Source organism: Delftia sp. ASV31, assembly GCF_016428765.1.
GTDB lineage: Bacteria > Pseudomonadota > Gammaproteobacteria > Burkholderiales > Burkholderiaceae_C > Comamonas > Comamonas acidovorans.
Map to the genome: position 1 here is coordinate 1 of NZ_JAELTK010000118.1, position 13,841 is coordinate 13,841.

11 protein-coding genes and 1 pseudogene are annotated in these 13,841 nt (G+C 67.9%); 5 read left to right on the forward strand and 7 right to left on the reverse strand.

Features of this window, described 5'->3' with window-relative positions; translation table 11 throughout:
- Positions 1 to 201: 201 nt before the first annotated feature.
- Both mutL and JHD82_RS26600 read right to left on the reverse strand, forming a co-directional pair.
- A pseudogene (mutL, locus tag JHD82_RS26595) lies at positions 202 to 1,305 on the reverse strand (DNA mismatch repair endonuclease MutL); the annotation flags it as partial.
- A gap of 164 nt (positions 1,306 to 1,469) precedes the next feature.
- Complete coding sequence (locus tag JHD82_RS26600) at positions 1,470 to 1,760, reverse strand: glycine zipper 2TM domain-containing protein (protein WP_013801089.1); 291 nt, start codon at positions 1,758 to 1,760, stop codon at positions 1,470 to 1,472.
- Between the two features lie 273 nt (positions 1,761 to 2,033).
- Here JHD82_RS26600 and JHD82_RS26605 point away from each other — a divergent pair, with 273 nt between their 5' ends.
- Positions 2,034 to 2,684, forward strand: a complete 651-nt coding sequence (locus JHD82_RS26605) for a DedA family protein (RefSeq protein ID WP_199139739.1) — start codon at positions 2,034 to 2,036, stop codon at positions 2,682 to 2,684.
- Positions 2,685 to 2,757: 73 nt separating this feature from the next.
- On the opposite strand, the gene JHD82_RS26610 is transcribed toward JHD82_RS26605, so the two are convergent.
- The 3 genes from JHD82_RS26610 to tsaE form a co-directional block, all read right to left on the reverse strand.
- Entirely contained in the window at positions 2,758 to 2,982 is a 225-nt protein-coding gene (locus JHD82_RS26610; protein WP_012206927.1) for a glycine zipper domain-containing protein, read from the reverse strand.
- Between the two features lie 216 nt (positions 2,983 to 3,198).
- Positions 3,199 to 4,689 carry an N-acetylmuramoyl-L-alanine amidase gene (locus JHD82_RS26615; RefSeq protein ID WP_012206926.1) on the reverse strand — a complete coding sequence of 497 codons (1,491 nt, stop codon included), beginning with the start codon at positions 4,687 to 4,689 and terminating at the stop codon, positions 3,199 to 3,201.
- The gene (gene tsaE, locus JHD82_RS26620) at positions 4,686 to 5,213 is read right to left on the reverse strand and encodes a tRNA (adenosine(37)-N6)-threonylcarbamoyltransferase complex ATPase subunit type 1 TsaE (protein ID WP_034396474.1); all 528 of its coding nucleotides are present in this window, start codon (positions 5,211 to 5,213) and stop codon (positions 4,686 to 4,688) included. The genes JHD82_RS26615 and tsaE overlap by 4 nt, the downstream gene beginning before the upstream one ends.
- 12 nt (positions 5,214 to 5,225) lie before the next feature.
- Here tsaE and queG point away from each other — a divergent pair, with 12 nt between their 5' ends.
- From queG to JHD82_RS26635, 3 genes are all read left to right on the forward strand, one after another.
- Positions 5,226 to 6,281 (forward strand): tRNA epoxyqueuosine(34) reductase QueG, encoded by a 1,056-nt coding sequence (gene queG / locus JHD82_RS26625; protein WP_199139741.1) that lies wholly within the window; start codon positions 5,226 to 5,228, stop codon positions 6,279 to 6,281.
- Positions 6,282 to 6,396: 115 nt separating this feature from the next.
- On the forward strand, positions 6,397 to 9,444 hold the full coding sequence (locus JHD82_RS26630) for a diguanylate cyclase (protein WP_199139749.1): 3,048 nt from the start codon (positions 6,397 to 6,399) through the stop codon (positions 9,442 to 9,444).
- A 265-nt stretch (positions 9,445 to 9,709) separates the two neighbouring features.
- Positions 9,710 to 10,774, forward strand: a complete 1,065-nt coding sequence (locus JHD82_RS26635) for an AraC family transcriptional regulator (RefSeq protein ID WP_199139750.1) — start codon at positions 9,710 to 9,712, stop codon at positions 10,772 to 10,774.
- Here JHD82_RS26635 and speB read toward each other — a convergent pair.
- Both speB and JHD82_RS26645 read right to left on the reverse strand, forming a co-directional pair.
- On the reverse strand, positions 10,771 to 11,841 hold the full coding sequence (gene speB / locus JHD82_RS26640) for an agmatinase (protein ID WP_199139751.1): 1,071 nt from the start codon (positions 11,839 to 11,841) through the stop codon (positions 10,771 to 10,773). The two genes, JHD82_RS26635 and speB, sit on opposite strands and share 4 nt — an antisense overlap.
- A gap of 24 nt (positions 11,842 to 11,865) precedes the next feature.
- Positions 11,866 to 13,254, reverse strand: coding sequence for a sodium:solute symporter (locus tag JHD82_RS26645; RefSeq protein WP_199139752.1), 1,389 nt, complete (start codon positions 13,252 to 13,254; stop codon positions 11,866 to 11,868).
- Between the two features lie 230 nt (positions 13,255 to 13,484).
- Here JHD82_RS26645 and JHD82_RS26650 point away from each other — a divergent pair.
- Positions 13,485 to 13,841 (forward strand): LysR family transcriptional regulator (locus JHD82_RS26650; RefSeq protein ID WP_199139753.1); only part of this gene is annotated, 357 nt, incomplete at its 3' end.

Below are 13,841 nucleotides of genomic sequence, written 5' to 3' on the forward strand. Positions count from 1 at the left end.
CCCCCCCCCCCCCCCCCCCCCCCCCCCCCCCCCCCCCCCCCCCCCCCCCCCCCCCCCCCCCCCCCCCCCCCCCCCCCCCCCCCCCCCCCCCCCCCCCCCCCCCCCCCCCCCCCCCCCCCCCCCCTCTCTAATGATACGGCGCCCACCGAGATCTACACTGTTCGCATTTCGTCGGCAGCGTCAGATGTGTATAAGAGACAGGGCCGGTGCGGCAGGGGCCAGCTCCGGGGTGCGGGCGGCTTCCTCGGCGGCAGCGGCGGCGGCCGCCGCCGCGCGCGGGGCGGCCAGCGCGTTCTCTATGGCGTGGCGCACGGCCTGGTGCACCTCGCGGCTGTCGCGAAAGCGCACCTCGATCTTGGTGGGGTGCACGTTCACGTCCACGCGCGCAGGGTCGATCTCCACATACAGCGCATAGACGGGCTGCTTGTGGCCGTGCAGCACATCCTCGTAGGCGCTGCGCGAGGCGTGGGTCAGCACCTTGTCGCGCACGAAGCGGCCATTGACGTAGCAGAACTGGTGGTCGGGCCGGGAGCGCGCCGCATCGGGAATGCCCGCACGGCCCGTGACGTGGACGGCGCCCGACCAGTGCTCCACCGTCACGGAGTTCTGCACGAAGGCGTCGCCCAGCACATCGCCCAGGCGGCGCGCAAGGGCTTCATCCGACATGCTGCCGGCGGCACGCCACTGCTCGACCAGCTTGCCTTCGTGCCAGATGGCAAAGCCCACGTCGGGCCGGGCCAGCGCATGGCGGCGCACGGACTCGATGCAGTGGGCCAGCTCCGTGGCGTCGCTCTTGAGGAATTTGCGGCGGGCCGGGGTGGAGAAGAACAGCTCCTTGACCTCGACCGTCGTGCCCTGGTTGCGGGCGGCGGGGCGCAGCTCGCCGCTGCGCGCATCGAGCAGATAGGCCGAGTCCTGGCCCGCAGGGCGCGAGAGGATGGACGCCTCCGACACCGAACAGATGGCCGCCAGCGCCTCGCCGCGAAAGCCCATGGTGGCCACGGTCTCCAGGTCGTGCAGATCGGTGATCTTGCTGGTGGCATGGCGGCGCAATGCCACGGGCAGCTCATCGCGCGGGATGCCGCCGCCGTCGTCCTCCACCGAGATCAGCCGCACGCCCCCGGCCAGCAGCCGCACGTTGATCTGGCGGGCGCCCGCATCCAGGGCGTTGTCCACGAGTTCGCGCACCACCGAGGCAGGGCGCTCGACGACTTCGCCGGCCGCGATCTGGCTGATCAGCTCGTCGGGCAGGTCGCGGATGGGGCGGCGGGGGAGGGTGTCGGAGGAGGGGATGGATGCGTTCACGCGGCAATTCTAGGGGCTCGCATCCACCGCTTGCGGGCTGTGGGAATGGGGTGTGCGGCGCCGGCGCCCGCAAAAAAAAGGAGCCGCGAAAGCGGCTCCAAGAGGCGTCCCCGGCAACAAAGGCCGGAGCCGGGGGCACTCTTTGAATGAGGGTGGCTGCAGGGTCAGCGGCGGCGGCCTGCGCGGTCGCTGTTGCTGCCCATCTGGTTGCCGACCAGTGCACCGGCCGCGGCGCCGCCCACGGTGCCCAGCGTGGTGCCGAACAGCGCGCTGCCCAGCACGCCACCGGCCACGGCGCCCACGCCCGTGCCCAGTTGCGCATTGTTGGGGCGGTGGGCGCAGCCGCCCATCGCGAGCGCGCCGGTCAGCAGGGCGGCGATGGCCAGGGTGCGGCCCATCGTGGAGCCGGACTGGCGTTCGGACTTGTGCGCGAAAGTGCGAAGGGTCTTGTTCATGGCTTGCTTCCTTGTGTCTTGGCGATGGTGGTGAGGCCGGGCCGGCATTGCCGACGGCATGGGAGCACTTTGCCTGCAAAAAGCTGACGCACTCATGAGTTTTTCGTAGAGTTTTATCAAGTTGTGTAACAAAACAAGCTTGATTTCAAGCATTTGTAGATTCCTGCAAGCGCCGGTGTGTGCGATGGCGTGACCGGCTCCGGCTCGGCCGTGGGGGCATGTCGGCGAAGTACAGTACGGGCCGGTGCGGCGCCCGCCGCGGAGGACTCTCTTTTGGAAATCATTCAGTTCCTGATCGACTTCATCCTGCATATCGACAAGCATCTGGAGGCCTTTGTCGTGGCCTATGGACCCTGGGTGTATGCGCTGCTGTTTCTCATCGTCTTCGTGGAGACGGGCGTGGTGGTCATGCCCTTTCTGCCCGGCGACTCGCTGCTGTTCATCGTCGGCGCGCTGTGCGGCGTGGGGCTCATGGACTATTCGATCGCCTGCACCGTGCTGCTGGTGGCGGCCGTGCTGGGCGACCAGTGCAACTACACCATCGGCCGCTACATAGGGCCCAAGGTGTTCCAGTGGGAGGACTCGCGCTGGTTCAACCGCCGCGCCTTCGACCAGGCCCACGCGTTCTACGAGCGCTATGGCGGCATCACCATCGTGCTGGCCCGCTTCATGCCGTTCATCCGCACCTTTGCGCCCTTCGTGGCCGGGGTGGCCGCGATGAACCGGGGCAAGTTCACTGCCTTCAATGTGGGCGGCGCGATTGTCTGGGTGTTCGGCATCAGCGCAGCCGGCTATTTCTTCGGCAACCTGCCCTGGGTGCGCGAGAACCTGGAGAAGATCATCTGGGGCCTGATCCTGGTGCCGGGCCTGATCGCCATCTTTGGCGCCTGGCGCGCGGGGCGCGCGCCCAAGACGGCCCCCTGAGCTTTCCGCGCATAGAAAAAACCCCTTGCACCGTCATGGCGCAAGGGGTTTTTTCATGGAGCGGGAGTGGGGATCAGCGGCGGTCGTTGCGCTTGCCCACCTCGTTACCGATCAGTGCACCGGCGGCTGCACCGCCCACGGTGCCCAGCGTGCTGCCGAACAGTGCATCCCCCACGACACCACCGGCCACGGCGCCTACGCCGGTACCGATCTGTGCACTGCTGGGATTGGTGGAACAGCCGGCAGAGAACAGGGCAATGGCTGCTGCGGCGGCAATGGAATAAAGGCGTGTCTTCATGTTCATCTCCTGTGGCGGCCTGCCTTGTCGCCGTGAGTGGCGTATGGCGCAAGCACTGTGTGGAACATGTTTGCATGCTCTCATTCAGGGCTTGCGGCAGCGGTAGGAGATCTGCCCGAGCTGCCGCCGGGCGGCTCGGAAGTGTCGCGTCTTTGCCGTCCGACAGCGGCTGCGGGCGGCGTCGCCCGTGCCCTACGCTCGTGCCTTTGGGCTCTGTCAGACGGAGCGGCTGCGTGCCAGCGGCGGGTTGTGCGCGAAGTAGTTGCGGATGCCGCGCATCAGCGCGTCGGCCAGTTGCACCTGGTAGGCGCTGCTGCGCAGCCGGGCCTCTTCCTCGGGGTTGCTGATGAAGGCGGTTTCCACCAGCACGCTGGGAATGTCGGGCGCCTTGAGCACGGCAAACCCGGCCTGCTCCACGCGCGGCTTGTGCAGCTTGGCCATGTTGCCGATCTCGCCCAGCAGGGCGCCGCCGAGCTTGAGGCTGTCCTTGATCTGGGCCGTGGTGCTCATGTCCAGCAGCATGCGCTGCACATGCTGGTCCTGCGAACCGATGTTCAGGCCACCGACGATGTCGGACTGGTTTTCCTTGTTGGCCAGCCAGCGCGCGGCCGTGCTGGAGGCGCCCTTGTCGCTGAGCGCAAAGACGCTGGCACCACGCGCGGCCGGCGTGGTGAAGGCGTCGGCGTGGATGCTGATGAACAGGTCGGCCTGCACGCGCCGGGCCTTTTCCACGCGCGTGGCCAGGGGCACGAAGAAGTCGGCATCGCGCGTCATGAAGGCGCGCATGGGGCTGCCGCCGATGCGGGTGTCGTTGATGCGGTCGCGCAGCAGGTGGGCGATCTTGAGCACCACGTCCTTTTCGCGCGTGCCGCTGGGGCCGGTGGCGCCGGGGTCCTCGCCGCCGTGGCCGGGGTCCAGCGCCACGATGATGATGCGGTCGGTCTGGCGCGAGGTGGCGATGTTGGGCGCGGCAATGGGGGCAGGCGCCGGAACGGGCGCAGGCGCGGCAGGGCGAGGCGCCGGGGCCGGAGCGGCAGGGGAAGGTGCCTGTGCCACCACGGCGGGCGGTGCAGGCGTCTTGCCGCCGGAGCCGCTGCTGTGCTGGGCGATCAGGTCGCCCAACGGATCGGGGGCTGGCGCCGTGGGGCCTGAGGGCCGGGGCAGCGGTGGTGGAGGCGGCGGTGCCGATGCGACAGCGGTATCGTCGCCGGAGGCATCGCGCAGGCGCTCGCTGATCAGCGCCTCCAGCGGGTCCACGGCCTTGGCGGGGTACAGGTCGAACACCAGCCTGTGCTTGTAGGCCGCCACGGGCTGCAGCGTGAAGACCTGGGGCTTGGCGGGCTGCTTGAGATCGATCACCAGGCGCACCACGCTGGGCGAGTTCTGGCCCACGCGGATGGAGGCGATGTTGGGATCGTCGGACCGCACCTTGGCCACCAGTTCACGCAGCGCGGGATTGAGGTCGATGCCCTCGATGTCCACGGCCAGCCGCGGGGGCTGGTCCACGAAGAACTGCTTGGCAGCCAGCGGCCGGTCGGACTCTATGGTCACGCGCGTGTATTCGGGCGCGGGCCAGACGCGCACGGCCACGATGGTGGCACCGTGCGCGATGTGCTGGCGGCCCAGCAGCAGCACGATGGAGCCCGCCTGCAAAAGATTGCGGCGCGACAGGCCGGACGGATAGGAGGAGGAGTTGGCGTCGCTCATGCCTTGAGTGCTTGGATCACGGCGCGTCCGACGGGCGTGCCGGCGAGCAAGGTCACCTGGCGCTGCGTCTCGTCGATTGCTTCGATATGAATAGCTATATCTGCCGCAGGCGTAAGCGCTGCGGCCTTTTCGGGCCATTCTGCCAGCTTGAGACCGGGGCTGGCGAAAATATCGCGAAATCCTGCATCCTCCCACTCGCGCGGATCATCGAAGCGGTAGAAGTCGAAGTGCCAGATAGCCAGGTCCGGCGCCTCATGCGGCTCCACCACGGCATAGGTGGGGCTTTTGATGCGGCCCTGCACGCCCAGTGCGCGCAGCCAGTGCCGCACCAGCGTGGTCTTGCCTGCGCCCAGGTCGCCGTGCAGCGTGACGTAGGCGTTGCGCAGCGCGGGATGGTCCGCGAGCTGCTGCGCAAACCGCTGCGTGTCTTCCTCGCTGCCCCATATCCAGCGACGGCCCGCAGTTTCCGCATCCTGCGGCTGGGCGCTTTCTACAATCGAGGGAGTATGTTGTGCAGCAGTCAATTGGTTCCTTTGATGCAAGGCTGGGCCCGCGAACTGGGATTTTCCCAAATTGGCGTGGCCGGCGTGGATTTGTCTTCTGCGGAGCCGGGTTTGATGCAGTGGCTGGCCCAAGGGTTCCATGGCGAGATGGACTATATGCAGGCCCACGGCCTGCGCCGCGCCCGGCCTGCCGAGCTGGTGCCGGGCACGGTCAGCGTGATCACGGCGCGCATGGACTACCTGCCGCGCGACACGCCTGCCGATGCGCCGGGCGCCTGGCAAGCGGTGGAGTGGGCGCGGCTGCAGCGGCCCGACGAGGGCATTGTCTCCGTCTATGCCCGGGGGCGCGACTATCACAAGGTGCTGCGCAACCGGCTGCAGAAGCTGGCCGAGCGCATTGCACAGGAAGTCGGCCCCTTCGGGCACCGCGCCTTCACCGATTCCGCGCCCGTGCTGGAGGCCGAGCTGGCCCGGCGCAGCGGCCAGGGCTGGCGCGGCAAGCACACGCTGGTGCTCAACCGCGAAGCGGGCTCCATGTTCTTCCTGGGCGAGATCTATGTGGACCTTGCGCTGGAGCCCACGGCGCCGGTGACCGCGCACTGCGGCAGCTGCGCGGCCTGCATCACGGCCTGCCCCACGGGCGCCATCGTGGCGCCGCACCGGGTGGACGCGCGGCGCTGCATCTCCTATCTGACCATCGAGCACGCGGGCGCCATTCCCGAGGAGCTGCGGCCGCTGATGGCCAACCGCATCTATGGCTGCGACGACTGCCAGCTGGCCTGCCCCTGGAACAAGTTCGCCCAGCCCAGCCGCCTGCCCGACTTCGATGCGCGCGATGCCCTGTCCGGCGGGCAGCTGGTGCACTTCTTTGCCTGGGACGAGCCGACCTTTCTGCGCCTGACCGAAGGCAGTCCCATCCGGCGCATAGGCCATGCGCGCTGGCTGCGCAATGTGGCCGTGGCGCTGGGCAATGCTTGGCGTGAAACCGGCAACGCGGCATTGCAGCAGGCGCTGGCCAGCCGCGCCGAACATCCGGACGCCCTGGTGCGCGAGCACGTGGCCTGGGCGCTGTCGCAAAGATCGGATTGAGCTGATAAGACCAGGGCGCTTGTGTGTGAAACAATTGTTGCGCTCTGTCGGAGTGCCCCCCGGCGGCCTGTTGCGGGCCACTGCCCTTGAAGGCGCGGGGCCTGTGTGACTCAACATGATGTTTGATATGCGCGCAAAGCCTCCCCGCAGCCTGTCCCGCCTGCTCAACGCAGAACCGCTGACCCAGACCACGGTGGCCGTCTGGGTGGGCCTGTGCTGCGTGCTGCTGGCCACGGTGGCGTACTGGACGGTGCTGGTGGACAGCCACCGCACGCAGCGCAGCTTTACCGAGTCCCAGTCGTGGCTGCGGGTGGGGCAAATGTCGCATGCGGTATCGGTGCAGGTGCAGACCCTGCTCTCCGGCCTGGACTACACCATGCGCGGCCTGGAGTCCGACTTTGCCGATGGCGATGTCGACGGGTTCCGGCGTGCCGTGCAGACCACGTTCGACGCCTACCCGGCCGGCACCTTCCTGCAGATCGCCGTGGCCGATGAGAAAGGGGACATCGTGTACTCCAATCTCCAGCAGGATGCGGAGACGCGGGCTGCCAAGGTCTCCATCCGGGACCGCGAGCATTTCCAGGTGCATGCCAACCGCGAGAACATGGGCATGTTCATCGGCCGCCCCGTGCAGGGGCGTGTCTCCCACAAATGGACCATACAGCTGAGCCGCGCGCTGTACCGCCAGGGGCAGTTCTCGGGCGTGCTGGTGCTGTCGCTGTCGCCTGAATACATTTCGCGCTATTTCCAGTCCATCTTCGATGGCGCCAACGACGTCATCCTGCTGCTGCGCACCGATGGCGCCTACCTGGCGCGCTCGCAGGGGCAGGAGCAGGTGATGGGCCGCTCGGTCTCCGATGTGCGCGTGGCGCTGTTCGCCCCGGCCCTGGAGCGCGGCACCTACGAGGCCGATTCGTCCGTCGATGGCGTTCAGCGCATGTATGCCTGGAGCCGGGTGGAGGGCTATCCGCTGATCGTCAGTGCAGGGCTGGACAAGAAAGCCATCTTCGAGCCGCTGGAGGCATCGCTGGAGCGCGGCCTGCTGCGCAACGGCATAGGCACGGCCGTGCTGCTGCTGGGCATGCTGCTGACGCTGTGGCTGGCGCGCCAGCGCCAGCTCAGCGAGCGCATGCGTCTGCAGGGTGAGCGACGCTTTGCGCGGCTGGCGCAGGAGGTGCCGGGCGGGCTGTTCCAGTTCCGCATAGGCGCGGATGGACAGTTCCGGTTCCCTTTCACCAGCCCCGGATTCTTCGAACTGCATGGCGCCAAGGCCGATGCCGCCAGGTTTGCCGACCATGAACTGCTCAAGCGGGTCCACCCCGAGGATCTGCCGGCCCTGGCGGCCTCGGTGCAGGCCAGCGTGGGCAGCAAGGGTGTCTGGGAGCACAAGTACCGCGTCTACGGCCCTGCAGGCGAGCTGCGCTGGCTGCATGGTCACGCCCGGCCGCAGCAGGAGGAAGACGGCTCCCTGCTGTGGCATGGCTATGTGCACGATGTGACGCAGGACCAGGCCATGCAGGAATCCATACGCCACAGCGAGGAACGCCTGCGCCTGACCGTGGGCGCCGTGCGCGACGGCCTGTGGCAGTGGGACTGCCGCAGCGGCCATGTGGAATGGGATGCCCGCTGCTACCAGATGCTGGGCTTCGAGGCCGCGCAGTTCCCCATGACCTATGACGCCTTCTGCGCCATGGTCCATCCCTCGGACAGGGCGCGGATGCTGGCGCGGCTGCAGCGCCATGCCGAGGCCGGGGCCGATTTCCGCGTGGAGATGCGACTGCGCAGCTCGGCCGACAGCTGGCTGTGGGTGGAGTCGCGCGGCGAAATCACCCAGCGCGATGCCGACGGCAAGCCCGTGCGCATGCTGGGCACGCACACCGACATACAGCAGCGCGTGGAGCAGTCCCGGCTCATCAAGGCCTTGCTGGACCGGGGAAGCGCCCTGATCGTCATGGCCGGTCCCCAGCGCGAAATCCTCTATGCCAACGAGCGCGCGGTGCAGACCTTCGAGATCGAGACAGACCGGCTGCCCGGCGGCGTGAACTTTCGCTCCCTGCATGTCAGCGACGAGAGCTCCGAGCGCTTCGGCCAGCTCTACGCACAGCTGAACGCACGCGGCACGGTGCGCACGGAATGGATTTTGCGCATGCCTTCGGGCTCGGGCCACTGGTTCGACATGCAGGGCTCGCTGCTGGACCCCGACGAGGACGACGGCCGCGTCATCTGGACCATGATCGATACCGACGCGCGCCGGCGCGCCGAGACCGCGTTGGCCGAGACCCAGCACCGGCTGGAGGCCATCATCGACCGCTTTCCCGCAGGCATTCTGGTCACCGACGCCCAGGGCCGCCAGGTGCTGGCCGCCAACCGCATGCTGGCGGCCGCGCTGCGGCTGGACATGGCGCCTGCCGCCCTGGTGGGGCTGGGCATGCCGGCGCTGATCCAGCTGCTGCCGCCTTCGGTGGCTGGCGTGCTCAGTGCCGGGCCCGTGGCTGGCCGGTCCCTGCATGCGCTGCCCGACGACCACTATGTGGAGATCGAGGGCATGCAGCTGCGCGACGGTGATCGCTCCATCGGCCACTGCTGGGTCTTCCACGATGCGACGGAGCGGCAGCAGCGCGAATCCCAGCTGGAGACCCTGGCGCTGACCGACGCGCTGACCGGCATTCCCAACCGCCGCGCCTTCATGGAGCGGCTGGCGATGGAGCTGGACCATCTGCGCAGCGGACTGGTGGCGCATTCCACGCTGATCATGCTGGACATAGACCACTTCAAGCAGGTGAACGACGGCTACGGCCATGCGGTGGGCGATATCGTGCTCAAGGAGCTGCTGGCCTCGGTGGCGCAGGAAATGCGCAAGGAAGACATGGTGGGCCGGCTGGGCGGCGAGGAGTTTGCCGTGCTGCTGTCCGACACCGATGCCGAGGTGGGCCTGCGCCGCGCCGAAAGCCTGCGCGAAACCGTTGCCGCGCGCGCCATCGATGCTGGCATGGCCGGCGACCTGCGCATCACCATCAGCCTGGGCGTGTACGAGCTGCAGCGCAGCGATGCCTTGGCCCAGGGCTGCCTGGAGCGTGCCGACGCCGCGCTGTACTACTCCAAGCGCAACGGCCGCAACCAGTCCACGCTGTGGAGCGAGCGGCTGCCTGCCATCGCGCGCTGATATGCGCTGATCCGGGCTGATCCGGGCTGATCCGGGCTGATCCGGGCTGATCCGGGCTGGTGCGGCGCACAGGCCTAGGAATTCACCCCGGTGAATTTTCAGAATCATCCAATGGCCTGATCGGGCCGCAATCCCGAAAATCCTGGGTTCATGCTGTCGCGTGGACCTGCCGCCTCTTGCCTGGCCCCAACACTCGGGTGCGGCCGACTCTCCGTGCAACCCATCACAAAAGGAGGCTGCGCGCCGAGCGCAGGGCGAGGAATGTATGACGTACAACCGCTGGTCCACGGTGCATATCGCGCCGCTTTCGCGAGCGCAGTTCTGGAGCGATGCCAGCCGCGAGGCGCAGATGCCGCACACGCCCTTGGTCGCGCAGCCCGAGCGCTTCGAGGCCGTGCTGACATCGCGCGGCGTGGGCGCGGTGGTGCTCAACCGCATCCAGATGGCGGCCGAACATGGCATGGAGCGCCTGCATGCCGATGGCCAGCGCGCAGGCCCGCCCTGCCTGCTGTGCGTGCTCTATGCCAAAGGTGGAGCCCAGGTATTCGCACCGGATGCACCTGACGTGCCGGACCTGTCGGACGTGCCGGACGTACCGGATGCCTCGGCGTCATCCGGGGAGCCGGGCATGGCGGTTGCGGGCAGGAGGCTGCAGGCGCAACCCGGCCAGCTGTTCCTGCTGGACGAGCGGCGCGGCTACCGCATCTGGCAGAAAGAGGCCGTGGACCTGGTGGTGCTGGCCGTGCCGCTGGCACTGATCGATTCGCGTGGCGGCCTGGCTTCGCAACTGCTGGCACGCAGCCTGCCCGACTGTGCATCGCTTCAACTGCTGGTCCAGCAGATGCAATTGCTGGCCGCGTGGCAGGACCCCTTGCCCGAGGCCGAATCCGCCAGGCTGTCCGACTTGGTCATCAACACCGTGAAGACCGTGCTGCAGGCCAGCGCCGACATGGCGATGGCCCGACCCGGCGCGCCCATGCACGTGCTGTTGCGCAGGGTGCGCCAGCTCATTGCCCGCCAGTACCCGGACCCGGCGTTGGGACCCGAGCGCGTAGCGTCCAGGCTGGGGCTGTCCGTGCGCTCGCTGCAATCCCAGCTGTCGCGCGAAGGCACCAGCCTCAGCGCCGAACTCATGGCCTATCGCCTGGAACGCGCCCATGCGCTGCTGCGTGGCACGGAGCCGGGAACACTGGGCATCGCGGAGATCTCGCAGCACTGCGGTTTCAGCTCACCCGCGCATTTTTCCCGGCGGTTCAGGGCACGCTACGGCAGCACGCCGCTGGGGCTGCTGCGGGATGCGGAGGGCGGGGAGGGCGGGCAGGGGGCCTAGGCAGGCTGGGCGGTGCCGCGCCCGGCGTGGCGTGCGCAGATCAGGCCGAGGATTTCGAACATCATCTGCGCGCCTGCGTGGGCGGTGTTGGTGGTGGCGTCGTAGGCTGGCGACACCTCCACCACATCGCCGCCCACGATGTGGATGCCGGCCAGGCCGCGCACCATGGCCTGTGCCTCGCGCACGGTGATTCCACCGACCTCGGGCGTGCCCGTGCCGGGCGCAAAGGCCGGGTCCAGGCAGTCGATGTCGAAGGAGACGTAGACGGGCGCATCGCCCACCACCTCGCGTGCGCGGGCAATGACGCCGTCCACGCCCAGCGCGGGAAGCTCCTCTGCGTGGATCACGGTCATGCCCGACTCATAGGAAAACTCCCAGAGATATTCGGCCGCGCCGCGTATGCCGATCTGAATGGTCCGCGTGGGGTCGAGCACGCCGTCGAGCACGGCCTGACGAAACGGGCCGCCGTGGTGGAAGCGGCTGCCGTCGAAGGGGCCCCCGGTGTCGCAGTGGGCGTCGAAATGCACCAGGGCCAGTGGCCGGTCGCGGCCCAGCGCCCGCAGTATGGGCAGGGTGATGGAATGGTCTCCACCAGCGGCCAGCGGAATCACGCCGGCCGCATGGATCTTTGCGAAGGCCGACTCTATGTCGCGGTGCGACTGCTCCAGGCTGTAGCGGCTGGACAGCGGCACGTCGCCGATGTCCGCCACGCGCAGCTCGCGTGTGGGAGCGGATCGAAGCACATGGTTGTAGGGGCCCACGCGTTCGATGGAACGCAGGGCCCGGGGGCCGAAGCGGCAGCCGCTGCGGTTGCTGATGCCCAGGTCCATGGGCACGCCGATCAGCGCGGCCTGGAGGTCGCCGAAATCCGGGCGGCTCCAGTCCATGGGACGCATGGGCGCGTCCAGCAGCGTGGGCATGCCTGCGTAGGGCGCGTTGCGCGTGCCGCTGGCATCAATGATGTGGGCGGCCACGGCGCGGAAATGCGGGTTGTGGATCACGGACTCGTTGGCGCCGCCGAAGCGTGCGCGCAGCGCCTGCAGCCTGTCTGGTGTGAAAAGCGTCATGTCGTCTCCGATTCAGTGCCGGGATCAGGATTGAATGCCCGACAGCGAACGCTGCTGCGTGCGCTGCGCCAGGCTGATGAGGATGAAGCTGGCCGTGCTCACGGCCAGGCTGGCATAGATGGGCGTGTTGGCGGCCAGGCCGTCCCTGACCATGAAGGCGACGGCCGTGGCGCAGCCCAGCAGCATGGCGGCGATGGCGCCCGCCGTGGTGGCCCGTCGCCAGTAGATGGCGCCGATCAGCGGCACCAGCATGCCGCCCACGAGCAGGTTGTAGGCGGTGGTCAGGGCATTGAGCACATCGTCCACCACCAGGGCGATGCCGAGCACGGCCAGCCCCACCAGCAGCGTCAGCAGCCGGTGCCAGCGCACATCGACCAGCGGCCGGCCGCCCCGCAGCAGGGGCACGAGGTCCTCGGCCAGCACGGTGGAGCCGGCCAGCATGGCGGCGCTGGCGGTGGACATCATGGCTGCCAGTGCGGCAGCGATGACCAGGCCGCGGATGCCGTCCGGCAGGCTGGCCTGCACGATGGCGGCAAAGGCATTGTTGGCGTTGTCCAGGTCCGGAAGCAGCACGCGCGCTGTCATGCCCACCAGGGCGCCGACCAGTCCGTAGACCACGCAGTACACGCCGGCGAGGCTGCCGGCTACGGCGGCCACCCGTTCGCTGCGGGCCGTGAACACGCGCTGCCACACGTCCTGGCCGATCATGATTCCGAAGAAATAGATGACGAAGTAGGTGGCGATGGTGTCCCAGCCGATGTGGGTGACATCGAAGCTGGACGCAGGCAGTTGTGCAACCAGCTGGTCCCAGCCGCCCACGCGGTACAGGCAGATGGGCAGCAGGATCAGCATCAGGCCCGCGGTCTTGATCACGAACTGCACGATGTCCGTCAGCGTCAGCGACCACATGCCGCCCACGGCCGAGTAGATGACCACGACGCCCCCGCCCACCAGAGTGGAGATCCACAGCGGCAGGTCGAACAGCACCTGCATCACGGTGCCGATGGCGATCACCGACGTGGCCGCCAGCATCAGCGAGTAGGCCAGCATCACCAGGGCGCTGGCCTGCTTGGTACGGGCGCTGTAGCGCCGCTCCAGCACCTGGGTCACGGTGCAGATGCGCAGCCTGAGCAGGGGCTTGGCCAGGAACAGGTTGAGCACCAGCAGGCCCGCGCCCAGCGCCGCGCAAAGCCAGAATCCGGAGATGCCGTACACATAGCCCAGCCGCACCGTGCCGACGGTGCTGGCGCCGCCTATCACCGTGGCGGCCATGGTGCCCATGTACAGGCCCGGCCCGAGGTTGCGGCCGGCCACGAGAAAGTCCTCCTGCGTCTTCGCGCGGCGCATGCCGTACCAGCCCAGCAGCAGCATGGCCGCCGCGTAGATCACCACGACCGAGATATCGAGCAACATGGTTTGTCTCCCTTTTGTTGCGGCCCTGTTGGCAGGGGCCTCTTGAAACAGCGGTATCCATGGAAGTGAATTCCATGGCCCGCCCCTCTTGTTCTGTATTGCAGTCCCTCTTTGTTCAATCCAGATGTGCTGCAACAGCCGTGGATGCTAGACAGCAGCCCGGATTGCATCCATTTCAAGTTCCATTTACAAACATCGATGAAAATCGATCTTTGCCGAGTGAAAACCCCATGCTCCATACCGTTTCAGATCTGGACCTGCGGCTGCTGCGCGTGTTTCTGGCCATCGTTGACGCGGGCGGCGTGTCGGCGGCGCAGGCCAGCCTTGGCGTAGGGCAGTCCACGCTCAGCAGTCAGCTGTCCACACTGGAGACGCGGCTGGGTTTCAGTTTGTGCGAACGCGGGCGCGGCGGCTTTCGCCTGACGGCCAAGGGCCGGCGCTTCGTCGATATGGCTCGCACGGCCCTGCAGGGACTGGAAGGCTTCAGTGCGCAGGCGCGCAACATGCACCGGCAGCTGGTCGGCAGCCTGGCCATCGGCCTGATCGGCAATGCACCCATGGAATACAACGCGTTGATGGGGCGGGCC

Bases quoted from the DNA above. Each gene is read 5' to 3' on its own strand.
- JHD82_RS26600 (WP_013801089.1), bottom strand. From the start codon at position 1,760: ATGAACAAGACCCTTCGCACTTTCGCGCACAAGTCCGAACGCCAGTCC.
- JHD82_RS26615 (WP_012206926.1), bottom strand. From the start codon at position 4,689: ATGAGCGACGCCAACTCCTCCTCCTATCCGTCCGGCCTGTCGCGCCGC.
- JHD82_RS26645 (WP_199139752.1), bottom strand. From the start codon at position 13,254: ATGTTGCTCGATATCTCGGTCGTGGTGATCTACGCGGCGGCCATGCTG.
- JHD82_RS26610 (WP_012206927.1), bottom strand. From the start codon at position 2,982: ATGAAGACACGCCTTTATTCCATTGCCGCCGCAGCAGCCATTGCCCTG.
- speB (WP_199139751.1), bottom strand. From the start codon at position 11,841: ATGACGCTTTTCACACCAGACAGGCTGCAGGCGCTGCGCGCACGCTTC.
- JHD82_RS26635 (WP_199139750.1), top strand. From the start codon at position 9,710: ATGACGTACAACCGCTGGTCCACGGTGCATATCGCGCCGCTTTCGCGA.
- JHD82_RS26630 (WP_199139749.1), top strand. From the start codon at position 6,397: ATGATGTTTGATATGCGCGCAAAGCCTCCCCGCAGCCTGTCCCGCCTG.
- queG (WP_199139741.1), top strand. From the start codon at position 5,226: ATGCAAGGCTGGGCCCGCGAACTGGGATTTTCCCAAATTGGCGTGGCC.